The following is a 22,257-nucleotide window of genomic DNA, read 5'->3' on the forward strand; positions in this document are numbered from 1 at the left end:
TGATGGATACCTTACAGGTAAGGAATCATCAGTTTTTGAAGTTGCCTGGAAAACCAGCATCACGAGAACTTACTACTCCTTATCTTATTGTTTATAGAAAACTGAGCTTCTGACGTTTCCGTGAGCGTTATGCTGACAAAAATCGAAAAACAACTAGATGAGAATTGTTCTCAAAAACTAATGACCTGTATCTGAGCGATCCTGTCGCAGTTTTGACACACGAATGGCTATTTCCCAACAGATTGCAGAGTATTTCAGGAAAGAATACGAAAATAGTTCCATATGTTATTTGAGAATATCGGCTTCCCGGAATATGCAGAGCATGCATACGTTTTTTTGATCGGGACTCTTTTAGGGAAGCATGATTGACGCTTTCCAAGGCATCAGGCAGCCTAGCTGTATGCCACAGCTATCCTGTTATTCTCCTCTTGGAGCCCTTACCATCAGTGAAGACGAAGGGCGTATTGTCGCTCTCGACTGGGGATGGGGACGCGATCAGGAGGAAACTCCGCTCCTCGTAAAAGTTCGGGATCTGCTCGAACAGTATTTCGATGGCGAAAAGGTAGATTTTTCCATTCTGCCATTTTCTCCGTATGGCACGCCGTATCGCCAGAAGGTCTGGCAGGCAATCCTTGAAATCCCCTACGGAGAGACCCGGACATACGCCCAGATTGCGGCTCAGGCGGGTGGATCAGCCCGGTCCATAGGCGGAGCAATGGGCGCGAATCCGATCCCTGTTTTGATCCCCTGTCATCGGGTTGTGGGAACAAACGGTCTCGGAGGCTATTCGGGCCTGAATGGTGTTGTAGACAAGAGAATTCTCCTCAATCTCGAAAAGGGTGAGTGAGAAAGCCTAATAAAAAAGGGGAGCCATGGCTCCCCTTTTTTGTGATGCAAACAACAGGATCAGTTGTTCATCGCATCGAAGAAGTCCTGATTGGACTTGCTGTACTTGAGCTTGTCCAGCAGGAAGTCCATGGCATCCATCGTGCCCATCGGGGCCAAGATACGACGCAGGACCCACATCTTGGAAAGCTCACCGCGCTCAACAAGAAGCTCTTCCTTACGTGTGCCAGACTTTGTGATGTCGATGGCCGGGAAGGTACGCTTGTCTGCAAGCTTGCGATCCAGGATGAGTTCGGCGTTACCGGTGCCCTTGAACTCTTCGAAGATCACTTCGTCCATGCGCGAGCCCGTATCGATCAGGGCCGTTGCGATGATGGTGAGTGAGCCACCTTCTTCAATGTTACGGGCCGCACCGAAGAAGCGCTTGGGGCGCTGCAGGGCGTTTGCATCCACACCACCTGTCAGCACCTTGCCCGATGAAGGAACGACGGTGTTGTAGGCGCGGGCAAGACGCGTAATGGAATCCAGCAGGATGACCACGTCGCGCTTGTGCTCGACAAGGCGCTTGGCCTTTTCGAGAACCATTTCCGTCACCTGAACGTGCCGTGTTGCCGGTTCGTCGAAGGTGGAGGACACGACTTCACCACGCACCGAGCGCGCCATGTCCGTCACTTCTTCCGGACGCTCATCAATCAGAAGAACGATCAGGAAGACTTCAGGATGGTTGGCCGAAATAGACGCAGCGATGCTCTGGAGCATCACGGTCTTACCCGTACGGGGCGGAGCAACGATCAGGGCGCGCTGGCCCATGCCGATTGGCGTCACCAGATCGATTACGCGTGGGGTGTAGTCGCGCTGGTCCTTTTTGCCCTTGCTACGCGGAGAAGACTCGCTGGCGGCTGGCTCGGACTGCTCAACTTCCATCTTCAGGCGGCGCTCAGGGTAGAGCGGCGTCAGATTGTCAAAGTTGATACGAGTCCGGACAACGTCCGGGTCTTCGAAGTTGATGGTGTTGACCTTCAGCAGAGCGAAGTAACGCTCTCCGTCGCGAGGCGCACGGATCTGGCCTTCGACGGTATCGCCAGGGCGGAGGCCGAAGCGACGAACCTGAGTTGGGGAAATATAGATGTCGTCAGGGCCAGGAAGGTAATTTGCTTCCGGGCTGCGCAGGAATCCAAAACCGTCTGGCAGGATTTCCAGCGTCCCTTCGCCGTAGATCGCCTGATCGCGCTCGGCAAGGGTCTTGAGGATGGCAAACATGATGTCCTGCTTGCGCATGGACGAGACGTTCTCGATCTCCAGTTCCTCTGCATAAGCCAGCAGATCGGCCGGAGATTTTTTCTTGAGTTCGGCGAGATGCATGAAAGACGCGCCTTATGTGCCCTTTGGGCAGACCTTAATGGGGGAGGATGTGCCTGCCTGATGCAAGAACTGGATCGGAAGCAGTGGTTCGGGATGTCTGGCACCCATGAAGGGCCGGGCATCGCAAACGGGCATCATCCGGTTAGGAAAGGAGACCGGGCAGCTGATAGCCACCAAGAAGTCACGCTCGAATTACCGGAGTGCACAAAGGAGTGTCAAGCCTCGTGCGCTCCGGGGTGGCACTTTGATATAAATCAGTTTTTCAACATGGCATCTGCGGTGCGCAAAGACAGGGCCATAATGGTCAGGGCCGGATTGGCTGCCGTCGCACTGGGGAAGGTTGAATGATCACTTATCCAGAGGTTGTCGATATCAAAACTCTGGCCGTATGGGGTGACGACAGCAGAGCCGGACTCCGTCCCCATCCGTGCCGTTCCCATCATATGGGCTGCCCGATCAAGAAGACGTAGATCCTTGGCTCCGATGGCCTGCCACATGCGCGTTAACAGACGCGATGCATGAGCGTGCATTGCCAGCTCGTTTGGGCCGTAGCTGTGGGTAATCAATGGCTTTGGCAGACCCAGGGCGTCCTTTTCGTCTGACAGAACAACCCGGTTTTCAGGGCTGGGCATGCAGTCACCATGGATCCCCATGCCGATACTGCGGTTGTACCCGGCCAATGTTCTTACGAGATCTGCTCCACGACGCTTTGACCCACGTGCAATGTTGGAGGCCCAGGTGATAGGCATCATTCCGAGGGACTGAATCAGATAGCCCCCCGCAAAATCGGCATCTTTGGGACGCATCATGTCTTCTGTGATTGTGAGGGACGGATAACCCCGGTTCGGGCGTACCTCCTCATCAATTTCTCCCCAGATCTGCGTCGAGATATGGGTCATGTAGTTTTCACCGACCTGTCCGGAGCTGTTTGCCAGTTCGTTGTGCAATAGCAGTCTTGCCGTTTCGACAGCACCGGCAGACAGAACAAGGCGCTCACAGCGTTGACGGACGTTTTCACCGTTTCGGGTGTAGACGACGCCGGTGACGCGCCCAGCTTGGTTCGTCTCGATTGTATGGACGTGGCATCCAGAGCGAATTTCAGCACCATGCGCGACAGCAAGCGGAAGCCACGTATTGTCTGCGCCTGACTTGGCCCCGTTGCGGCAGCCCTGATGACATGCGCCGCAATTTGCACACGCTTTACGAGTTCCAAAATGAGGCTGGTTGAAATCGCGTGTAATGAGAGCCGTTGGCCCATCAGCATGACGAATGCCAACGGCGTCACAGGCTTCCCGCATTTTCATTGCAGCCGGATTGGCTGGTGGAGGGGCGTAGGCATAACGCCGGGCAGGATCCCATGGATAGTTTGACGGCCCTGAAACACCAATGAAGGCTTCAACCTCTTCGATGTAAGGGAGGAGTTCTTCATAAGAAAAGGGCCAATCCACGCTGCGGCCAGTCTCAGTATGAAGCCGAAAATCCCCAGCATGAGGGCGGGGTAGAAAAGCGCCGTAATGTAGCAGGGAGCCGCCCACGCCCGTGCCACTGTTATTTCCACCGAAAGGTTGAGGATTGCGTCCACCAGACAGACGTTCATGCAGCCAGTAGATTTCGCGCGCTTCAATCTCGTCTGATGTATAACGGGAGGGTGAAAAGCTCGGGCCAGCTTCAAGGACCAGGACACTTTTTCCGGCTTCGGCCAGACGAGCGGCAAGAGGAGCGCCGCCTGCGCCACTCCCAATGACAATGACGTCCAGAATCTCTGTTTCGGCATAGGTCTTCATGGAAGGGTCTTGTCTCACGGTTTGGCTGAAGGGATTTTGGATGAGAGTTCAAAGGATTCCCGCTCATTGGCATCAACAGTCTGGAACCCTTGGAACACACCATCCCCACCGTTAAGGTTGGCGGAAATTCCCAGTGCATCCTGAACACGAGCATCGGCAAGGAAGCATTCAATCGCGTCTGCCCGGAGATCGAATGACCACTTTTGCATCTGCTCAGGCGTCAGGCGGTTCGCCGCGTTTATGCCGTGGCGTCCTTCCGCGAGTTCATCGAGCGTCTGACCAATCGCTAAAGCATTAAGCGCCGGGAACGGCATGCTGTGCTGAGCTTGGGCGAGATCATCCAGAGTCAGTAATGCCTGCTCCCACGCCGTGACATCGGGAGGAAGTTCTGCAAACCGCCAGCCGTCGCGTGGTCCGGCAAGGGCGGTATCTATGCGGACGGCCAGATTAAGGGGACTGTTTCCCAGAATATCTTCCTGAGGAAGCAGAACCGGCAGAAGGGCTTCAAGAACTGCAAAGGCTCTTGGGGAAAGGACGCGTGGCGCCTGTAACAGGTCGTCCTCAAGGCGCGTGACGAGAATGTCGCGCGTCCTTCCAGAAAGATGATCGGATGCAAGAAATTCGGGATAATCCGAGGGAAGGGGCATGACGGTGTCCTTTGGTCTTCTTTTCAAAGTCCCGGCATAGGGATAGTTCCTGGCTCCCGTTTGGCCGCAAGATGCACTATCCTGTTTTTGTGATCCTGTCGTATGTCCGACGGAACGGGAATTTTATAGAGATCCATCCCTTGATCGGGATGTTTGTGCAAGTAAGGAGTGACGATGGCGGTCGAAATCCGGGTACCGGCGTTAGGGGAAAGCCTAACGACCGCAATCGTCGCGCGGTGGCTGAAGCAGTCTGGCGACTATGTTCAGCACGATGAGACAATTCTCGAACTTGAGACAGATAAGGTCAGCGTTGAGGTGACGGCCCCGTCCGCCGGGCGTCTTGAGAATTGCATCGCGGTTGGCACAGAGGTGGAAATAGGGGGTCTTCTGGGAGAAGTGGACGAAACGGCTGAAGCGCCGACTGTCGCTCCCGTTGCTCCTGTCGAAGCGGTAAAGCCTGAGCCTGTTTCCACGCCTGCCCCCGAACCTGTGCCTGCTGCTGCTCCGAAGCCGGAACCCGTTGCTGCACCGGCCAAAGCACCAATTCCTTCAGCGCCAAGGCCGGATGATGGTCGCGAGCGTCGTGTTCCCATGTCACGCCTTCGTCAGACTATCGCACGGAATCTGAAAGCGGCTCAGAATACGGCTGCCATTCTCACGACGTTCAATGAAATTGATATGTCAGCGGCAAAAGCTTTGCGGGCAGAATATCGTGATGAGTTTGAAAAAAAGCATGACGGTGCCCGGTTGGGCTTCATGTCATTTTTCGCCCGGGCTGTTGTTGGAGCGCTGAAGGATTATCCCGCACTTAATGCCCAGATCGAGGGCGATGAGATTGTTTATCGCGATTTCGTTAATCTAGGCATTGCTGTTGGCACGGAACGGGGGCTTGTTGTCCCGGTTCTGCATGAAGCCGATCAGATGAGCTTCGCCGAATTGGAGCGTCGGATTGCCGACTATGGAAAGCGTGCGAGAGTTGGGTCTCTCAAGCTTGATGAGCTTTCTTCTGGAACGTTTTCCATAACGAATGGAGGTATTTTCGGCTCACTTCTGTCCACGCCGATTCTGAATACTCCGCAATCGGGTATTCTGGGGATGCATGCCATTCAGGATCGACCCGTTGTGCGGGATGGTCAGATTGTTGTTAGACCGATGATGTATGTCGCACTTTCCTACGATCACCGAATTGTCGATGGTCGGGAAGCGGTCAGTTTTCTTGTTAGAGTGAAGCAGCTTGTTGAAGATCCAAGACGCCTGTTGCTCGACCTGTGACTTTTTGGGGAGATGGCGCGTTAAGGCTTGGCGTCTCCCGCTGAACGCTGGACGGTTCTGCCGATCCCCCGCGTTCATTGAACCATTATGAACCGAGGGTAATCCTGTCCATGCGGCCTGTTTCCACATTGTATCGCTCTGCCAGACTTCTTGTCGTGACAACCGCATTATGTGGTGGCGGTCCTTTGTTGTCAGCGTGTGCACATGCGGATCCAACTCCTCCTGCATCGAGCGCACCAGGTGGAGACGTTTCTGTTCCTCCGCCTGCCAGTAATCCTGTGACAGATGCTACGCCGGTAGTTCCTGCGGTTCAGATTCCGCCTCTTCCTGTCGTCAGCAATGCAGAGGCCCACAAGGAAGCTGCGCGCCTCGTGGAAATGATGGCAAAGACCGTGAAGGGTTTTACGACCTATAAGCAGGACCGTCGGGAGGCTTTTGTCTCTCTCGCCCAGGCTGAAGTTGCAAAAGCCAATCAGCCTGTATCACGCCCTCAACTGATTATGGTTGTGGATCGTAATGAGCGTATTCAGCATCTTGATTTTGTTCTGGCCTTACCAGACGAGCCTTGGGTGTCGCTGGGAGGCACTCCTGTTTCGACAGGAACAACAGGCCGGAAATACTATTACATTACTCCGACAGGTGTGTTCCAAAATTCAGCCGACCGCTTGGGCTATCGCGCTGAAGGCACAAAAAACAAATATGGTATTCGCGGTATTGGTGCCAAAGGATCCCGTGTTTGGGATATGGGATGGCAGACGGCAATGAAGGGCTGGCTCCCAAAACATGAAACCGGGCAGATCCGGCTGGAAATTCACGCTACGGACCCACAGTTTCTCGAGTGGAGACTTGGTCACTCTGCGTCTGAAGGGTGTATTCGAATTCCAGCGACGATGAACCGCTTCATGGATCATTATGGTCTGATAGATGCGCTTTACGAACAGGCGGCTAGCTATGATCCACGCTTTGCGGCACTCCTGCCCAAGGACCGGGAGGCGACCCCGATCGCAGGAGATCTGGTTGTTGTAGTGGATTCCGGCCCATTGACGGAACCGAAGATTGACCCCATCGCGGATAAGCGACCCCTACCCTGATACATTCCAACACCAAAATGTTTCATAATATTTATGACAGATTTTGGTATTCCGTATGAAGTTTATATTACAGGTTGGTAATTCCTGTTCTCAGCGCTGGGCAGTAACAGTAATGAGCGTTCTCTATTCCACGGGAGCGCGCAATTCCAATGATCAGTACCAGAAAAAAATTCGTCCTGCAGACAGGCGTTATGGCTGCGGCGATATTTTTTGGTTCAACGACCAACGCGGCAGAGCTCAAGCAGGCTGACACCGAAAAGGATGCATCCAAAGAAAAGCCGAAGGTCGAAAAGCTCACAGTTCTTGGGTATGCTGCACGTATCGCTCCCGCAACGGTACCACTAGACATTACGCAACCGACATCAAAAATTCAGTCGGGGTTTTTGGCAAATAATATTATTCCGCTCGCCAGCGTTGATGACATTATTCAATTCCAGCCAAGTGTATTTTCTCAGAACCCGAATGGTCCGGGAATGGGAAAAGCTGAAACCATGAGTCTGCGTGGTTTTCAGGACGGCCAATATAATATGACATTCGACGGCATTCCTTTCGGAAATGCTTCGGATATGGGTCATACGACGTCCTCACTGTTTATCTCTCACTTTCTGGGGGAGGCGCAGATTGATCGTGGGCCCGGGACAGCGTCAACGATTGGAAATGCGACGTTCGGCGGAACCATGGGATTTACGTCCAAAAATCCAGCAGCGCGGATGGGGACAACGCTTTACGGGACATACGGTAGTTTCAATACTCGTGCAGGTGGCATTGAATTCGATACAGGCAAAACCAGAATGGGCCGTGCTTTTATCGATATGCAGCATGAGGAAACCAATGGTTATCTGACCAATTCTTCTGAGCGTCGCAGTAACCTGATGTTCAAGGATGTTATCGATCTGGCGCCAGAAACAACGCTTACGATTGAAACGACGTATAACAAGGAATGGCAGTACACGACCCAGGGCGCCACGCTGGACGATTATAAAAAATATGGAAAGAACTACGGGTTATGCAATGATCCGTCGAAGCAGTGTTATTATGGGTATCAGCCAAGCGTTTATACATCTGATTTTGATTATATCTCCCTTAAAACAAAGATTCTGTCCTGGCTCACTTTAGAAAATCAGATTTACACCAGTGGCTTTGAGCATGATTATTCTGAAAGCACAGACGCAAGTCAGGGTGATGCCGCAGCAAACGGTGTGACATTTTATAGTGCCGCCGGGAAAAAGGTGGCGACCTATAAAAACGATATTCCTGGAAAATACGCAGATGCGGCGTACCGGACATATGGCGATACCCTTCGTCTGAAGGGGCATACGTCTTACGGTGATATTCTTCTGGGGGTTTGGGCTGATGTTCAGAAAGATCGTCGCTACACGTATGCTATTGATCTGAGCCAGAATTCCGTTCCGGTTCTTGGTAAAAATGGTTCAGCATATAGCTATGATATTTCAGACCTGAACACGACAATTCAACCTTATCTGGAGCTGAATTTTCATCCGTGGGCAGGGGCAACAATTAAGCCGGGTGTAAAATATTCCATTTTCAAACGAGATTATGACGCGGGCCTTAATAAGGGGACAAAGCTCCCACTGAAAGACACACAAAGCTATGGGTCATGGCAGCCATCCATTGCGATTAATCAACGTATTATGAAAAACTGGAGCGCTTATGCTCAGGTCGCGCGCGGCTTTCTCGCGCCACCACTGTCTGTTTTTCAGGTTAGTTCCGTTGGAAATGTAAAGCCTGAAACCACCATGAATTATCAGGTGGGATCGGTATATCATGGCCGCAACTGGATGCTTTCTCTGGATGGATATTACATCAATTTCTCGAATTATATTGCCTCTGCGCAGATTCAGGTTCCCAATATCGGTACGACATCGACATATGTGAATAGCGGTGGTGCAGTTTACCGAGGAATTGAACTCGAAGGGCAATATGTCATTGGTTACGGTTTTTCCCTTTATGGGAATTACAGCGTCAATGACGCAAAATATAAGCACAGCAATGTTCGCGTTGCCAAAAGTCCAAACGCTTTGGCGTCTTTCGGGCTGCTCTATGAGAGTGAGCACGGGCCCTATTTTTCAATCATGGGAAAATATGCCGGAACGCATTGGGGCTTGGACAGCACGACTGATGATGCAGATAATACGGTCTTCAAAAATCAGTACAAAATTGGAAGCATTGTGACGGCGGATCTCGCCATGGGCTGGCGCATTCATCATATTGGCTCATTTTTCAGTAACGTGACCCCAAGCATCAAGATTGCCAACCTGTTTAACAACCGCGCCATCAGCGACTTTGCGGGGAATCAGTCTTATGGAGATGCCCCACTGTTCTGGCGTATTGCTGGCCGGAGCGTGTTCTTCAACATGACGGCGACGATGCCATGATGCGGCGACTGTCTTCGCTTGCTATCTTGTTTGCCTTGGGGGGCTGTGCCTCTCAGGCGCAGCCAGATGTTCTCGAAAAAATCGTTTTTCTCGGCCGACATGGGATACGCAGTCCGACGCTCTCGCCGCAGGAAATGCAGCATCGGACGGGTCATACCTGGCAGGCCTGGTCTGTAGCGCCTGGAGAAATGACACAGCACGGTGCCGCAGCGTTGGCAGCGATGGTGCAGGCTGTTCAGAGAAACTATAGCGCAAGCGCTCTGTTTCAGGGCGCCGAGACGTGTCAGATCCTGGAGCAGGAGACTGTTGTCTGGGCTGACACGGCTGATCATCGGACGCGACAGACGGGGGACGTCTGGGCCAAAGAAATAGCCCCAGGATGCGCCATAAAAGCCCATTGGGCGACGACAGGTGTCGATCCGGTTTTTAATGCGCTTGGCACTCAGGCAGGCCAGATTGATCGTGGAGTTTTGGAGCAAGAATTTGCAGCCGCCACGAAGACATTGCCCGAACCGGTCTCTCATAACGCTCTGAAAGCCGTTCAGTCGCTCATGGCGCCGGATGCATGCTCGGAGAGTAATTCGTCGCCGCAATGCTTTTTAGGTGCAACGAAGATTGAGTGGAAAAAAGGAGCACCACATCTTCAGGGTGGCTTCGTAACGGCAGGCATGGCCGCAGAAAGTCTGTTGCTGACTTATGCAGAAGGTTTGTCTCTGGCTGACTTCGAGGTAGCTGACAAAGATGCGCCGCACGTTCTGGAAGCTGTTATGCCCGCGCATGAGGCAGAAAATCATCTTCTGAGGCGTCTGCCCGAATATGCCCGCGCCAGAAACGGGGTGATGGCGGAAAGTATTCGTGCGTTTTTGTCTGATGGCCCGGTTCTGTCTATCCCCGGGATATCGCCTTCCACAAAGGTCCTTGTTCTGGCCGGTCACGATACCAATCTGGCCGCCATGATGGCCCTGTTCGGGCTCGACTGGTCTTTCCCCGATCAACCGGATTCTACGGCCCCGAATACCGTTCTGGCATTCGAACGCTGGCGTCACGCAGATGGCTCACGGGATGTCAGGATCAGGGTTTTTCACCAGTCTCTGGCAGAACTGCGTCAGGGGAGGGCTCCTGATATCGAGACGTCTACCTTAACACTGTCCCCTTCGCGGCCCATTCTTTTTTCTACGCAGTGAAAAATAAAAAAAGCCCGGATGTTCTCATCCGGGCTTTTTCGTAACTGATCCTGTTGGAAAGGTTTAGTGAGCCCAGCCTTCAGGAACCTTACCACCGTTCTTGGCCAGCTCGGCATAGACCTGCTTGATGAGCCAGACGTTCATCGTTGCTGAGTCATCCGTGCTGCCCGTGTAGTGCAGTTCGCCTGCAAGCTGCTTGCGTGATTCAAGGGAACTGTCGAGGCCGAGCAGCTTCAGAAGATCCACAATCGAGGTCTTGTAGTTCAGCGGCTGGCCAGCCTTGGATGCCAGATCCGAAAGAACGGCATCCACATCTACTGGTGCGGCTGGAGTTGCAGGCGTCGCTGGGGCTGCGGCAGCCGGAGCGCCAGCGGAAGCCTGTGCATCAGCCGTGCCGGAAGTTGTCGGCGTGGCTGCTTCTGCATGTCCGAAAATCTTGGACATGATCGAGCTGAAAAGACCCATAGGAAATTCTCCTGACGGTTTGAAAAACAGTGTCGGGGTAGACAACGCCTACCCCGTGTCACCTGTTCCGCTCAGTAACGATATTCTTCGTGCTTGAACGGACCGGCAACCGGAACGCCAATGTAGTCAGCCTGCTTCGTGGACATCTTGGAGAGTTCGGCGCCGACCTTTGCGAGGTGCAGGGCAGCAACCTTTTCGTCCAGAGCCTTTGGCAGGGTGTAAACCTTCACCTCGTACTGGCCCGGCTTGGCGGTCCAGAGTTCAATCTGGGCCAGCGTCTGGTTGGTGAAGGAAGCGGACATCACGAAGGACGGGTGACCCGTGGCGTTGCCAAGGTTCACGAGACGGCCTTCGGAGAGCAGGATGATGCGGCGGCCTTCGGCCAGCTCGACTTCGTCAACCTGCGGCTTGATGTTGTTCCAGCGATAGTTGCGCAGCGCTTCAACCTGGATTTCGCTGTCGAAGTGACCGATGTTGCAAACGATCGCACGGTCCTTCATTTCGCGCATGTGGTCGATCGTGATGATGTCCACATTGCCCGTGCAGGTGACGAAAATGTCGCCGCGCGGAGCTGCGTTTTCCATGGTGACGACTTCATAGCCTTCCATAGCGGCCTGAAGAGCGCAGATCGGGTCGACTTCGGTCACGAGAACGCGGCAGCCTGCGTTGCGCAGGGAAGCAGCGGAACCCTTGCCCACGTCGCCATAACCAGCAACCACAGCAACCTTGCCAGCCATCATGACGTCTGTGCCACGGCGGATAGCATCCACCAGGCTCTCACGGCAGCCATACAGGTTGTCAAACTTGGACTTCGTGACGCTGTCGTTCACGTTGATGGCCGGAACCTTCAGTGTGCCAGCCTTTGCCATCTGCCAGAGGCGATGCACACCCGTCGTCGTTTCTTCGGACAGGCCGCGGACGTCCTTCAGGAGTTCCGGGAACTGGTCGTGCATCATGACCGTGAGGTCGCCGCCGTCATCAAGGATCATGTTCGGCGTCCAGCCGTCCGGACCCGTGATGGTCTGCTCAATACACCAGTTGAATTCTTCTTCCGTCAGGCCCTTCCAGGCAAAAACCGGAATGCCAGCGGCGGCGATGGCTGCTGCGGCGTGATCCTGCGTGGAGAAGATGTTGCAGGACGACCAGCGGACCGTTGCGCCGAGAGCCGTCAGCGTCTCGATCAGCACGGCGGTCTGGATGGTCATGTGGAGGCAGCCAGCGATACGAGCGCCCTTAAGCGGCTGGGAGTCCTTGTACTCTTCGCGGAGAGCCATCAGGCCGGGCATTTCGCCTTCAGCGATGGAAATTTCCTTGCGGCCCCAGTCTGCCAGGGAGATGTCGTGTACCTTGTAGTCCTGCGTGGTCATGATTGGCCCTTACTGCCCGTCTTGGATGGCAGCAGGTATAGAGATTTGGCGGAGCCACGCAAAGTGTGGCTCCGTCGCATCTGGTCTGTGTCAGTTCGGCTGTGCGGTGTCAGGCTTAGTCTTGACCGTCAGGTGAGACTGCTTCGTCCGCTTCAGATGGCTCTTGTATTCTGTCTTGCCCTGCTTGGACGTGTTGGACATGGCGTGTGGAGCCGCAGGAGCTGGCTGGTCCGGCTGTTCCGTAATGGTCCGCGGATTGGTCGGAAGGCGGTTCGCCGGCTGATCAATGGTGGAGTTCTGGGCCTTCTGCGCGGCGGTATTGGCCGTCTGCGTCTGGTCGTTGCTGGGGCTGCTGATGGCCTGCGCGAATGCTGTTGACGAGACGGCCGGGGCAGCCATCAGAACAGCGGTGGCAAGCAGGGAAGCTTTGAGGCGAATGGACATGATTATATTTCCTTTGATGGTGAAGAGCTGGCTCTTCCAGGAATAATCTGTTAACTCCCGGCCAGCGTAACAGTTGCCATAAAGAGCATATTGCGTCTGCTGTGCGGCCATGTCAGAGAACGGCAGATTACCCTCTGTCGTGCTGTTGAGTGCCGACAAAGGTCCAGAATACCCCCTGAAGAACAGGAGGATGCCGTGTCAGAGAACTCCACCTACAACTTTCCTTTCACGGTGATCGATCCTGCGTATCAGGAGACGGGGAAGCCTGCGTTCGCGAACGGGCTGGTCTGGGCTGTTCATGCTGTACCGGGACAAGACCTGCGACCTTTGGGTCAGGAAGAGGTTGAAGACCTTTTGACGCCGGGGCACGAGCTGACGTCGCAGGGTTGGTTCTGGCTTCATTTCGATACGGTCCACAGCTCCGCACGGTCTTTCGTCGCGCATTTACCCGATCTGCCTGAAGATGTGTGCGGGATGCTGGCAGAAACGGAATACGGGATCGCACTTGAAGCGGCTGATGACCTGATCTGGGGCGCCCTGCCTGCTTTTGATGATGCCTTGTCTGAAGATGACCGGGAGATCTGTGCATGGCGCTTTGCAATGCGACCCGATCTTCTGATTACGACAAGGCGCAATCCGATCCCGGTTCTTGGAGCCGCTTACCGGTCTTTGAAAGCCGACCATATTCCGCCGACGCCGGCAGGAATTATTGATCGTGCCCTTCGGGAGTTCACAGGGACAGTGCGGCGTCAGCTTGGCCAGCTTGATGACGACCTGGATCGCGCGGAAGATGCTCTTTTACTGATCGAGCATCGTTCTGATCTGGGTCATCTGGGTGGTATTGTCGGTAAGGTACGGCGTCGGGCGACGGAACTGCGTCGTGTTGTGACGCCAATTGATCGCGTTCTGAAAGACGAAGATCTGGATCTTCCGGATTGGGCAGAGGACGAACTGCGGGATCGGGCTGAACGCCAGGTGCATGCAGCTCTGGACGATCTTATAGCGCTTCAGGACCGTGCTCGGTCTTTGCAGGACGAACTGGGGTCAAATCAGGCGGAAGAAACCAACCGGCGGCTCTATATCGTATCGGTCGGCACAACCTTGATGCTTCCTGCTACGTTCGTAACGGGATTCTTCGGAATGAATACCGGCGGAATGTTTCTGGCTCAGGGAGCCTGGGGGACCATTGAAGCTGGTTTTGTCTGCTTCGTTTTCATGAGTGTGACGTTTCTGTTCATGAAATTCGCACGTCTTCTCTAAAAGCTTGGCAGGTTAGAAGCCGTAGAAATTTCGTTGGATAGGGTCTTGGCCTAATCGCCGGAGCGGTTAGTCTACGTTCTGTTACGAAAAGATACGGTTATTTTGACTGTGCTTGATGGTGGAGAGTGGACAGTGATAGCGCTTTTTCAAAAGACCCTTGCTCTTGGTATCGTGGGTATCAGTCTGGCTGCATGTTCACCTGAAGCGTATACGCCTGAAAAAGCGATCGCAGCGGCAGCGGCAGACCCAACGGGCGTTGTTGGAAAATTCGAGATGACTGTCCAGCGCGTCGGGCGGCAGAACAATATGGTCTATCTGGATTCCGCTGATAACTATCGGGATCCGAAGACGCTTATCATCGCCATTCACGAAAGCACGGTAAACGACCTGCTACAGGGAACATCCCAGACCGCAGAGCAATATTTCATGCATCGTCACGTTCAGGCTTCAGGTCTGGCCAAGAGGGTTTTAATCGCCCGGCTCAAGGCAGATGGCACGATTGGTAGCACTTACTACCAGACACAGGTGTTTATTGGCGGCGTTGAAGATATAAAGATCCTGCCTTCAGATTAAATACCGAATGCCCGGACGCTCTGAAAACAGCTCTATTCGACGTCATTTTGAAAGAGGAAGCAGATTAGCTCTTCCCAATGGGCTCAAGGGTTACTCACGCGCTGAGACCCGGTTTGGTGCGATGCTCGGCCCAGAAGCAACATGTCTTTGGTCGCGCTGTTGACTGTTTCTTGAAGCCTTTCGCTTGTTTGAAGCTTGCTGCCAACACGAATGATAATTTTCAGGCGCGCTCTAAGACGTCAGAGACGTTCCTCTGTTGTAGCGTTCAGGTATTTCAGATTGATAACTATCTAATGTCACGGCGGAAACCGGACTGGGTCTCACGCAGGGTTGGCCTGCGATGTGGCACGGAATTTCCAGATAGGCTGGTTTTTTCTCGCGTAGAGCTGCTCGGAGAACGTGATCTATTTGCCCCGGGGCTGTTTCAGCCGAAGTGATTTTCTCTGCGGCTACAGTGATGCGGCCGATTATGGCAATCTGACTGGGTAAAACGCGATCCGCCCCTTCGTCATTTGTGTTTGATATTCCTGAAATCAGGATGACAGGCAGGCTTTCAGCGTAGGCTTCGCCTATGACGTTCAGGGCGGAAGTTGCTCCAACCCCGAGCGTCATGATCGCCGCAGCTGCACCATTAACACGGGCATAGCCTTCTGCGGACAAGCTGCAATTCAGCTCATTGCAGCTGTAAATCTGCTTCATGCCGCCATGAGCCAGCATTTGATCCAGCAAAACGAGATTGTCGTCGCCCGTCACTGCGAAATGGTGCTTCAGCCCAATCTGGGTAAGGCGTTCAGCAAGATAGTGCCCGACGGTGAAGGTCATGGTGCACGCGCCTCGGGGACGAGGTCAGTTATTTGCCTGTTGCGGGCAGGTTTGGTGCCGGTGGGTTTGCCGTCGGCGGGGTAGCGTTACCGAGGGTTGGTACGCCATGGGGTTGCTGTGCCGCATATTTTTCGAAGGCTTCCTGCGTGCCGATATAAGCGCAGTCGCAGATATCACGGTCTGCGTAGATATAGCGCAGGCCTTCAGGTGTGGTGCGGGTCAGGAAGACATGCTGGGGCATGAGTTGAAGTTCGGCCCGGCGGGACGGGGAATTGGCCGGATGCCTGACAAACCCTGCTGAAGCGAGTTGCTGCTCCTGCGGGCTGAGAGGTTCGGACACGCAGCCTGCAAGGCTGAACGCTGCGAGGAAAAGGGCGGCTGGTACGGAGAGGGGAGAGGAGAGTTTAAGCATAGCAAAGATCCTAACTGTCTGGGCGGTGTGGGGTTCCATTGCATGCGAAGTGTGGCTTGCACGAGATAGGTTGAGGAGGGCGTTTACAACGCGTCTTTAGGCAGGTGGATCATCTGACCTGTTCTGGCGGACTGATAGAGCGCTTCCATCAGTTTCTGATCTCGCAGCCCCTCTTCGCCAGACGTTCGGGGAGGCTGGTTCTGGAGAATGCATTCAGCAAAATGGTCGATTTCCAGAGTAAACTGGTTCTCGGCCGGGATGTGCCATTCGCTGACGATTTTATGGTCACCCTGACGTCATCCAATGCGCAGGCGATGCCCCGTATAGGCAAATGCGTTTTCCAAAGAAATCCATCCTTTTTCCAGGTGGATGCGCAGGTCTTTGCTTTCGTGTGCACCGTAGCTGGTGGCGCAGTTGGCAATTACACCTGACGGGAAGCGGAGCATGAATGAAAATGTTTCGTCCAGATTTTTGTAGCGTGGATCATCAGGAGGGCTGACCATCTGTGCGAACAGACTTTCAGGCTCTTCTCCAAGCACAGAGCGTGTCCCGTTGAGACAATAGAGACCGATATCCGGAAGGGCTCCTCCGCCAGCCAGTTCGGGTTTGAGGCGCCATTGATCTGCGTTTCCCTGCATCTGGGTATTGATGGCTTCTACAAGTTTGGGTCGTCCCAATTCGCCGCTTTGAACCAGTTTTCTGACAAGCTGATTGAAGGGTTCATAATGGCAGCGATAGGCAACCATGAGCTTAACACCTGCAGCATGGCAGGCTTCAATCATGCGTTTGGCGTCTGCGCTTGAATTGGCCATGGGCTTCTCGCACAGGACGTGTTTGCCCGCGGCGGCAAGTGCTTCCACTTGACTGGCATGCAATGCGTTGGGGGTTACGACATACACGGCTTGAATGTCGGGCCTGTCTGCCAGTTTGTGAATTTCATCATAGGTGAAAAGCGAATCTTCCCCGATCCCGTAAGCATGTCCTGCGGATCGGGCTTTTTCCCTGCGACCGGAAATGAGCGCTACGGGTTTGGCCAGCTGACATTGAAGGAAGGCAGGAAGAATTTCTCCGAGGGTCAGCCGTCCCAGTCCCATGACCGCAAACCCGATACGCTCGGATGGTGGAAGTGCGTGTGGAGGCTGTGCTTCAGGAACGTCAGCATCTCCGCGCCAGTTTCCAAAAGTAATCTGGCCCTGTTTGACTGTTCCCGTATCCAATTCGGAGGGGAGAAGATGTTTGAGGTCAGAGGACGGTGTTTGAGGCATTGTCGCAGCTTTCCCTGAGAGGTTTTCAGGAAAAGCAACGCAGGTTCAGGCATGAAAGGTCTGGAAATCACCTGCACTCACGACAATCGTGAATTCCGTGTCCTGATGTGTCAGCTGGGGCGTCTGACATGAACTCGGAAGGGAGGCTGATCATCGTTTCGAATAAACGAGATTTCGGCTTCGTGCCGTGCGGGGAGCCGTCCGATCTGTTCAATATTCTGGATGTTGGCAGCGAGGGGAAGAGGCGCTTCTCCCAAGGACCATAGAAACCCTACGTCGGGTTTGATGGGCGGAAGTACTTTCCCGGTGGCTACATCAATCAGGCTGGCGGATTGAGGGGTTAGAAGAGTGGACAGGCCGCGCATGACGTCTTCCGTCATGGGGAGAAAGCGCTCCCAGTTTTTTGGAATAGAGGCGTCGGTGGTGATCTCGCCCTTTCCTGGTACGGGGGCGCTTTTCAGAAATTTGTCGTGCCCTTTTAACTGAAAAAACAGCAGCCCTTTTTCAGCATCCTGGGCTTCAAATACGGGCAGCGGGCGGGGCATTGAAACGCGCTTGGTAAACGTAATGTCGCAAGGAAGGTTGAGGGGAAGCGCAATCAGGGCCGACATGCCGGGATAGACGCCAGGCTGGAAGGGCGTCGGAGAAAAATAGTCGCTGATCGGGTCATGGTCCAGAACGCGGCTGTGCCAGTCCATGAACCACAACTGGGTTTTGGGAAAAGTCTGGCTCATTTTTTCTCCATATCAGTAACTGCAAGGGCGAGGCATTTCTTCATAACGCCCGGCAATGCTGCGCGTGTTGTTGACCGAAACGCGCCAAAGGATGGGTCGATCCCTGCATTATGTCCCGCAGGGAGGGTCTTTGCGTAAACCATGAGCTTAAGTGTGAAATGGGTAAAGACATGAGTGACCTCTCCCCGTAGAGACCACGGCCCAAGTGTTGGGGCATGGTGCATGGCATCAGCTTCAGTCCAGTGGGCCTCACGCCACTCCGTCCCCGGAAATTCGTCCATGCCGCCGAGAAGACCTTTTTCAGGCCGGGTTCTCATCAAAACCTGCCCACTTGTATCCAGAAGGACAAAGTGCACGCCATAACGCGTGGGACGTGCCTGTTTGGGCGCTTTGCGGGGAAGTGTGGACGCTATTCCTCTGGCATGACCAAGGCAGGATGGACGCCAGGGGCATGTCAGACAAGATGGGTTGCGGGGTGTGCAGATTGTGGCCCCAAGATCGAACAGGGCTTGGGCAAAGTCTGACGGACGATCCTGTGCTTCTGCTGACTGGTTGAGGAGCGCTGCCTGTTTGGCCAGAAGCGGGCGCGAGGCGGGGAGAGGGTTTTCTATGGCAAAAAGGCGTGATGTCACGCGCTCGACATTCCCATCGACCGGTACGACGGGGCGGCCGAAGGCAATCGCGGCGATGGCGCGTGCGGTATAAGCGCCCACGCCCGGAAGCTTCAGAAGGTCTTCGACTGTGTCCGGGAATTGCCCGAGTTCTGCAACGCGTTTGGCGCAGGCGTGGAGATTACGGGCACGGGCGTAGTAGCCGAGCCCGGCCCAAAGGTAGAGAACGTCTTCCTGCGGTGCTGCGGCCAGATCCTGCACGGTCGGGTAATGCGTGAGAAAGCGTTCGTAATAGGCTATGACAGCCTTTACGGTCGTCTGCTGAAGCATGATTTCGCTCAGCCAGACGGCATAGGGGTTAGGCCGCTGCCCCGGGAGGCTGCGCCAGGGAAGGGTGCGGCGGTGAGTGTCGTACCAGCGGAGCAGGTCGGAAGCATCAGGTGTCACGGAGAGGGATATGACGAAGGATCACGGTCCGGACAAGAACCTTCGTGGTCGGGCAGCGGGAACGGACCAAAAGCCTGCGTGGATTCCCAAGCGGGGAGGAGCGCGGCAGATTGGCGCTCTGGTGCCGGGAATTACCAGGCCGGCGTTCAAGAAGAAGTCTCCGCTTCTGGTTCGGCTTTCCATGGACTGGGAAGATTTTATCGGTCCACGTCTGTCTCGTGTGACCGAGCCGCGTCGGCTGTCGGCAGGGTCTCTGACGCTGGCGTGTTCGGGGCCGATTGCCATGGAATTGCAGCATCTCGCACCTCAGATCATTGAACGGATCAATACAGCCTGTGGTCTGCGGGGTGAGCATCTCATTCTTCGGTTGAAGATTGTTCAGGACATGACAGCATTTGAGAGGCCCAAGCCGCCAAGGCCCAAGCCCGTTCAGGTTGATGTTCCTGAGATTGAGGATGACGAGTTGCGGGATGCCCTGCAACGCCTTGGTGGCCATATCGGAGCGCGGGGTGGCCGCAGGCGTCGGTGACAGAAGTGTTTCACGTGAAACGACTTGTTTCATGCCCTGAAAGAGCCCTTTTCAGGGACCAGAGTTCTGACGATATGGAAAGTTGAAAAGCGGCTATTTCCAAGGAGACAAGCCATGAATATCACGAAAAAATCTGGTGGAGCCTTGGTGCTGGCCGCATTGATTGGTGCTGCACCGTTCTCGGCCATGGCGCAGCGTGGCGGCGGTCCGGGCGGTGGCGGCGGCGGTGGCTTCCATGGTGGAGGTGGAGGCCGCGGTGGTCCCGGAGGTGGCGGGATGGGCGGATTTCGTGGTGGTGGCGGTTATGGTGGTGGCCCGGGAGGTGGATTCCGTGGCGGGCCTGGCATGGGTGGCTTCCGGGGTGGTCCAGGCGGTGGTTACGGTTACGGCTATCGTGGAGGCCCCGGTTGGGGCTTCCGTCCCGGCTATGGTGGCTGGGGCGGTGGATGGGGTGGCCCGCGCTTCGTCGGTTGGGGTACGCCCGGTTGGGGTGGATGGAATGGCTGGGGCGGCCCGGGTTGGTTCGGTTACGGCTGGGGTACGCCGGGCTGGGGCGGCGGCTGGGGCTGGGGTGGCTGGGGCGTTGGTGCTGCCCTTGGTGTCGCAGCCGGTATGGCGATTGAAGGTGCTGCCAATTCCTATCCCGGCGGATACTACCCTGGTGGATATCAGGGGGGTGTTCCTGCTGGCGGGTATGCCGTTCCGCAGGGATATTATGGAGCGCCAGCCTATTACGGTGGTGTCCCGCCTTATACCTGGGGGTATTAAGGCGGGAGTTTAAAAGCGCGGCCTTTTCGTCAGTCAGTGACGAAATCGGCGGCGCGGTATCCCTGAGCGAACAGATGTGCCCGCAGACCTGAAAAATTGATCTGCGTGCCAATCACCTTCTTCACATTCGGTTTTGCGTGGAAGGCCAGACCCAGCCCGGCGCTGGCCAGCATTGGAATATCGTTTGCACCGTCACCAGTTGTGAGCGCAGCACGAAGCTGAACACCCCGCTCAGTTGTCAGGGCTTCCAGATGAGTCAGCTTTGCATCTGGCCCCAGAACCGGGCCGCCTAGCTTTCCAGTCATCTTGCCATCGACGATTTCAAGAATGTTTCCGTGATTTTCGTCGAAACCACATAGCTCTGCCACCCGTTGTGTGAACCATGTGAAGCCACCTGATACCAGAGCCGTGCGTGCGTTGTGCTTGCGCATGGTCTGCACGAGCTCTTTTGCGCCGTTCGTCAGGGTTACATTCTGCCAGACGTCTTCCAGAACAGACGCTGATTTTCCTGCGAGCAGAGCAACACGTTGTTCAATGGACGTTTCAAAGTCGATCTCTCCATTCATGGAGGCTCGGGTGATGGTCGCAACCTGCTCGCCTACACCAAGAGCCGCCGCCATTTCATCCAGCGTTTCTCCCGTCACGACAGTGCTGTCCATGTCTGCAACGAGAACAGCTTTGCGGCGGCCACGGGTTTTCAGCAGCAGTGTGTCAACCTGATAGGGGGCCAGCGTTGCGCGGATTGTTGCGGCGCTTGCGGCGCCGGGCCCAGGTGTAGGGCATGGAATATCGACGGCTTCCCCTTCAGACAGAACGATAGGGGCTTTGCCTTTCACCAGAGAGCGGGCGACGTCGATGGCTTCTGGTTTGAGGGGGCCAGCCTTGCGGTCGGCAATGAGTGTCAGAACGGAAGGAAGGGACATAAGCTCTCGTAACGATCCAGCGCGTGTGGCAGGAACAGGGGAATGAACGCCCCAAAGACAGCAATCATTGTGGCTGGCCCGACGTGCTCCGGCAAGTCTGCTCTGGCTCTTGATCTTGCGCGGACCTTCAATGGAACAGTGATCAATGCTGATTCCATGCAGGTTTACCGCGATCTTCATATTCTCACAGCCCGCCCCGATGCAGCGGATGAGGCGATTGTTCCTCACCGACTGTACGGTGTTTTGGATGCGGCAACGCCGGGAAGTGTGGCCTGGTGGCGCGAACAGGCTCTGACCGAAATGGACGCGGCCTGGAGGGCTGGGCGTCTGCCAATTCTGTGCGGAGGTACGGGCATGTATCTCCGCGCTCTCACTGATGGTCTGGTGGAAGTGCCTGACCCGGGGGATAGCGCGCGACAGGAAGCCCGAACGCTGGCGCAGGACATTGGCCCGGCAGCTCTGCATGAGAAGCTGTTGGAGGTAGACCCGGAAACTGCCTCCACGCTGTGCCCGAATGATACGCAGCGTATCTCCAGAGCATGGGAAGTCTGGCGTGGGACGGGGCATGGTCTTGTCTGGTGGCGGGCTCAACCCGGTCTGCCAGCGGCTCCCTGCCGATTTGTGTCCGTTCTTCTTGATCCACCTCGGGAGGAATTGCGGGCGTCTCTTGATGCCCGCTTCAGCCAGATGCTGGAGGCGGGGGCACTGGATGAAGTGCGTCAACTTGTTGCACGGGGTCTGGATTCTGTATTGCCAGCCATGCGCGCGCATGGGGTTCCTGAGCTTGCTGCAGTGTTGCAGGGTGATGTGACGATCGAGGCTGCGCGACAGGCTGCTGTTCTGGCGACAGGCCGATATACGCGCCGACAGGCGACGTGGTTTCGGCATCATGCCTTGGGATCAAATGGTAATTCGATGGTTTCGTTTCGTAGATACACCCCATTTGCGCAAGAATCGAAAACAGAACACGAAAAAATTGAGAATTTTATATCTGAGCGAGTTGACGAATCCTACAGAACTGTCCTAAATCCCGCGCCTCATACCCCTTAGGAGGA

General features: G+C 55.0%; 20 protein-coding genes and 2 pseudogenes. 10 read left to right on the forward strand and 12 right to left on the reverse strand.

Annotation, left to right across the window (positions count from 1 at the left end; translation table 11 throughout):
* Nucleotides 1-361 precede the first annotated feature (361 nt).
* Nucleotides 362-847 carry a methylated-DNA--[protein]-cysteine S-methyltransferase gene (locus tag HK24_RS12295; RefSeq protein ID WP_086634714.1) on the forward strand — a complete coding sequence of 162 codons (486 nt, stop codon included), beginning with the start codon at nucleotides 362-364 and terminating at the stop codon, nucleotides 845-847.
* Between the two features lie 59 nt (nucleotides 848-906).
* Here the strand turns inward: HK24_RS12295 and rho are convergent, their stop codons facing one another.
* The 3 genes from rho to HK24_RS12310 form a co-directional block, all read right to left on the reverse strand.
* Entirely contained in the window at nucleotides 907-2,208 is a 1,302-nt protein-coding gene (rho, locus tag HK24_RS12300; protein ID WP_046900397.1) for a transcription termination factor Rho, read from the reverse strand.
* A 254-nt stretch (nucleotides 2,209-2,462) separates the two neighbouring features.
* Entirely contained in the window at nucleotides 2,463-3,992 is a 1,530-nt protein-coding gene (locus HK24_RS12305; protein ID WP_086634715.1) for a GMC family oxidoreductase, read from the reverse strand.
* Between the two features lie 14 nt (nucleotides 3,993-4,006).
* A complete protein-coding gene (locus HK24_RS12310) occupies nucleotides 4,007-4,639 on the reverse strand; it encodes a gluconate 2-dehydrogenase subunit 3 family protein (RefSeq protein WP_086634716.1) in 633 nt (210 codons plus the stop codon).
* Nucleotides 4,640-4,813: 174 nt separating this feature from the next.
* Here HK24_RS12310 and sucB point away from each other — a divergent pair, with 174 nt between their 5' ends.
* From sucB to HK24_RS12330, 4 genes are all read left to right on the forward strand, one after another.
* Complete coding sequence (gene sucB / locus HK24_RS12315) at nucleotides 4,814-5,911, forward strand: dihydrolipoyllysine-residue succinyltransferase (RefSeq protein ID WP_086634717.1); 1,098 nt, start codon at nucleotides 4,814-4,816, stop codon at nucleotides 5,909-5,911.
* Between the two features lie 110 nt (nucleotides 5,912-6,021).
* Nucleotides 6,022-7,002 carry a L,D-transpeptidase gene (locus tag HK24_RS12320; protein WP_086634718.1) on the forward strand — a complete coding sequence of 327 codons (981 nt, stop codon included), beginning with the start codon at nucleotides 6,022-6,024 and terminating at the stop codon, nucleotides 7,000-7,002.
* Nucleotides 7,003-7,151: 149 nt separating this feature from the next.
* Nucleotides 7,152-9,398, forward strand: coding sequence for a TonB-dependent receptor (locus HK24_RS12325; RefSeq protein ID WP_086634719.1), 2,247 nt, complete (start codon nucleotides 7,152-7,154; stop codon nucleotides 9,396-9,398).
* Complete coding sequence (locus HK24_RS12330) at nucleotides 9,395-10,582, forward strand: phosphoanhydride phosphohydrolase (protein WP_086634720.1); 1,188 nt, start codon at nucleotides 9,395-9,397, stop codon at nucleotides 10,580-10,582. The genes HK24_RS12325 and HK24_RS12330 overlap by 4 nt, the downstream gene beginning before the upstream one ends.
* 63 nt (nucleotides 10,583-10,645) lie before the next feature.
* Here HK24_RS12330 and HK24_RS12335 read toward each other — a convergent pair whose 3' ends face one another.
* The 3 genes from HK24_RS12335 to HK24_RS12345 all read right to left on the reverse strand — a co-directional run bounded on the left by HK24_RS12335 (nucleotide 10,646) and on the right by HK24_RS12345 (nucleotide 12,858).
* Nucleotides 10,646-11,047 (reverse strand): DUF3597 domain-containing protein, encoded by a 402-nt coding sequence (locus HK24_RS12335; RefSeq protein WP_086634721.1) that lies wholly within the window; start codon nucleotides 11,045-11,047, stop codon nucleotides 10,646-10,648.
* A gap of 71 nt (nucleotides 11,048-11,118) precedes the next feature.
* Nucleotides 11,119-12,414: an adenosylhomocysteinase gene (gene ahcY, locus HK24_RS12340; RefSeq protein WP_086634722.1), complete on the reverse strand. Its 1,296-nt coding sequence runs from the start codon at nucleotides 12,412-12,414 to the stop codon at nucleotides 11,119-11,121.
* Between the two features lie 90 nt (nucleotides 12,415-12,504).
* Nucleotides 12,505-12,858 (reverse strand): hypothetical protein, encoded by a 354-nt coding sequence (locus tag HK24_RS12345; protein ID WP_086634772.1) that lies wholly within the window; start codon nucleotides 12,856-12,858, stop codon nucleotides 12,505-12,507.
* A 195-nt stretch (nucleotides 12,859-13,053) separates the two neighbouring features.
* Here HK24_RS12345 and HK24_RS12350 point away from each other — a divergent pair, with 195 nt between their 5' ends.
* Entirely contained in the window at nucleotides 13,054-14,118 is a 1,065-nt protein-coding gene (locus tag HK24_RS12350; protein ID WP_086634723.1) for a transporter, read from the forward strand.
* A 102-nt stretch (nucleotides 14,119-14,220) separates the two neighbouring features.
* The gene (locus HK24_RS12355; protein ID WP_158093011.1) at nucleotides 14,221-14,691 is read left to right on the forward strand and encodes a hypothetical protein; all 471 of its coding nucleotides are present in this window, start codon (nucleotides 14,221-14,223) and stop codon (nucleotides 14,689-14,691) included.
* Between the two features lie 305 nt (nucleotides 14,692-14,996).
* On the opposite strand, the pseudogene HK24_RS12360 reads toward HK24_RS12355, so the two are convergent.
* The 5 genes and pseudogenes from HK24_RS12360 to mutY form a co-directional block, all read right to left on the reverse strand.
* Nucleotides 14,997-15,513, reverse strand: a pseudogene (locus HK24_RS12360) (thiamine pyrophosphate-binding protein); the annotation flags it as partial.
* Between the two features lie 28 nt (nucleotides 15,514-15,541).
* Nucleotides 15,542-15,925, reverse strand: coding sequence for a hypothetical protein (locus tag HK24_RS12365; RefSeq protein ID WP_233126259.1), 384 nt, complete (start codon nucleotides 15,923-15,925; stop codon nucleotides 15,542-15,544).
* A gap of 83 nt (nucleotides 15,926-16,008) precedes the next feature.
* Nucleotides 16,009-17,190 (reverse strand): annotated as a pseudogene (locus tag HK24_RS12370) (Gfo/Idh/MocA family oxidoreductase).
* Nucleotides 17,191-17,300: 110 nt separating this feature from the next.
* On the reverse strand, nucleotides 17,301-17,924 hold the full coding sequence (locus HK24_RS12375) for a hypothetical protein (RefSeq protein WP_086634726.1): 624 nt from the start codon (nucleotides 17,922-17,924) through the stop codon (nucleotides 17,301-17,303).
* Nucleotides 17,921-18,982, reverse strand: a complete 1,062-nt coding sequence (gene mutY, locus HK24_RS12380) for an A/G-specific adenine glycosylase (RefSeq protein WP_086634727.1) — start codon at nucleotides 18,980-18,982, stop codon at nucleotides 17,921-17,923. The genes HK24_RS12375 and mutY overlap by 4 nt, the downstream gene beginning before the upstream one ends.
* Nucleotides 18,983-18,992: 10 nt before the next feature.
* Here mutY and HK24_RS12385 point away from each other — a divergent pair, with 10 nt between their 5' ends.
* Together HK24_RS12385 and HK24_RS13510 are read left to right on the forward strand one after the other, a co-directional pair.
* Nucleotides 18,993-19,511: a DciA family protein gene (locus HK24_RS12385; RefSeq protein ID WP_086634728.1), complete on the forward strand. Its 519-nt coding sequence runs from the start codon at nucleotides 18,993-18,995 to the stop codon at nucleotides 19,509-19,511.
* Nucleotides 19,512-19,625: 114 nt separating this feature from the next.
* Nucleotides 19,626-20,279 (forward strand): hypothetical protein, encoded by a 654-nt coding sequence (locus tag HK24_RS13510; RefSeq protein WP_143412330.1) that lies wholly within the window; start codon nucleotides 19,626-19,628, stop codon nucleotides 20,277-20,279.
* 29 nt (nucleotides 20,280-20,308) lie between these two features.
* On the opposite strand, the gene serB is transcribed toward HK24_RS13510, so the two are convergent.
* Nucleotides 20,309-21,202 (reverse strand): phosphoserine phosphatase SerB, encoded by an 894-nt coding sequence (gene serB, locus HK24_RS12400; protein WP_086634730.1) that lies wholly within the window; start codon nucleotides 21,200-21,202, stop codon nucleotides 20,309-20,311.
* Between the two features lie 42 nt (nucleotides 21,203-21,244).
* Here serB and miaA point away from each other — a divergent pair, with 42 nt between their 5' ends.
* Nucleotides 21,245-22,252 carry a tRNA (adenosine(37)-N6)-dimethylallyltransferase MiaA gene (gene miaA, locus HK24_RS12405; protein WP_086634731.1) on the forward strand — a complete coding sequence of 336 codons (1,008 nt, stop codon included), beginning with the start codon at nucleotides 21,245-21,247 and terminating at the stop codon, nucleotides 22,250-22,252.
* Nucleotides 22,253-22,257: the final 5 nt, after the last annotated feature.

The sequence above is a fragment of the Gluconobacter sp. DsW_058 genome (assembly GCF_002153615.1).
GTDB classification, from domain to species: domain Bacteria; phylum Pseudomonadota; class Alphaproteobacteria; order Acetobacterales; family Acetobacteraceae; genus Gluconobacter; species Gluconobacter cerinus.

What these genes read in the sequence shown, in the direction of transcription:
- HK24_RS12295 (WP_086634714.1), top strand. Translation starts at nt 362, where the DNA reads ATGATTGACGCTTTCCAAGGCATCAGGCAGCCTAGCTGTATGCCACAG.
- rho (WP_046900397.1), bottom strand. Translation starts at nt 2,208, where the DNA reads ATGCATCTCGCCGAACTCAAGAAAAAATCTCCGGCCGATCTGCTGGCT.
- HK24_RS12305 (WP_086634715.1), bottom strand. Translation starts at nt 3,992, where the DNA reads ATGAAGACCTATGCCGAAACAGAGATTCTGGACGTCATTGTCATTGGG.
- HK24_RS12310 (WP_086634716.1), bottom strand. Translation starts at nt 4,639, where the DNA reads ATGCCCCTTCCCTCGGATTATCCCGAATTTCTTGCATCCGATCATCTT.
- sucB (WP_086634717.1), top strand. Translation starts at nt 4,814, where the DNA reads ATGGCGGTCGAAATCCGGGTACCGGCGTTAGGGGAAAGCCTAACGACC.
- HK24_RS12320 (WP_086634718.1), top strand. Translation starts at nt 6,022, where the DNA reads ATGCGGCCTGTTTCCACATTGTATCGCTCTGCCAGACTTCTTGTCGTG.
- HK24_RS12325 (WP_086634719.1), top strand. Translation starts at nt 7,152, where the DNA reads ATGATCAGTACCAGAAAAAAATTCGTCCTGCAGACAGGCGTTATGGCT.
- HK24_RS12330 (WP_086634720.1), top strand. Translation starts at nt 9,395, where the DNA reads ATGATGCGGCGACTGTCTTCGCTTGCTATCTTGTTTGCCTTGGGGGGC.
- HK24_RS12335 (WP_086634721.1), bottom strand. Translation starts at nt 11,047, where the DNA reads ATGGGTCTTTTCAGCTCGATCATGTCCAAGATTTTCGGACATGCAGAA.
- ahcY (WP_086634722.1), bottom strand. Translation starts at nt 12,414, where the DNA reads ATGACCACGCAGGACTACAAGGTACACGACATCTCCCTGGCAGACTGG.
- HK24_RS12345 (WP_086634772.1), bottom strand. Translation starts at nt 12,858, where the DNA reads ATGTCCATTCGCCTCAAAGCTTCCCTGCTTGCCACCGCTGTTCTGATG.
- HK24_RS12365 (WP_233126259.1), bottom strand. Translation starts at nt 15,925, where the DNA reads ATGCTTAAACTCTCCTCTCCCCTCTCCGTACCAGCCGCCCTTTTCCTC.
- HK24_RS12375 (WP_086634726.1), bottom strand. Translation starts at nt 17,924, where the DNA reads ATGAGCCAGACTTTTCCCAAAACCCAGTTGTGGTTCATGGACTGGCAC.
- HK24_RS12385 (WP_086634728.1), top strand. Translation starts at nt 18,993, where the DNA reads ATGACGAAGGATCACGGTCCGGACAAGAACCTTCGTGGTCGGGCAGCG.
- HK24_RS13510 (WP_143412330.1), top strand. Translation starts at nt 19,626, where the DNA reads ATGAATATCACGAAAAAATCTGGTGGAGCCTTGGTGCTGGCCGCATTG.
- serB (WP_086634730.1), bottom strand. Translation starts at nt 21,202, where the DNA reads ATGTCCCTTCCTTCCGTTCTGACACTCATTGCCGACCGCAAGGCTGGC.
- miaA (WP_086634731.1), top strand. Translation starts at nt 21,245, where the DNA reads ATGAACGCCCCAAAGACAGCAATCATTGTGGCTGGCCCGACGTGCTCC.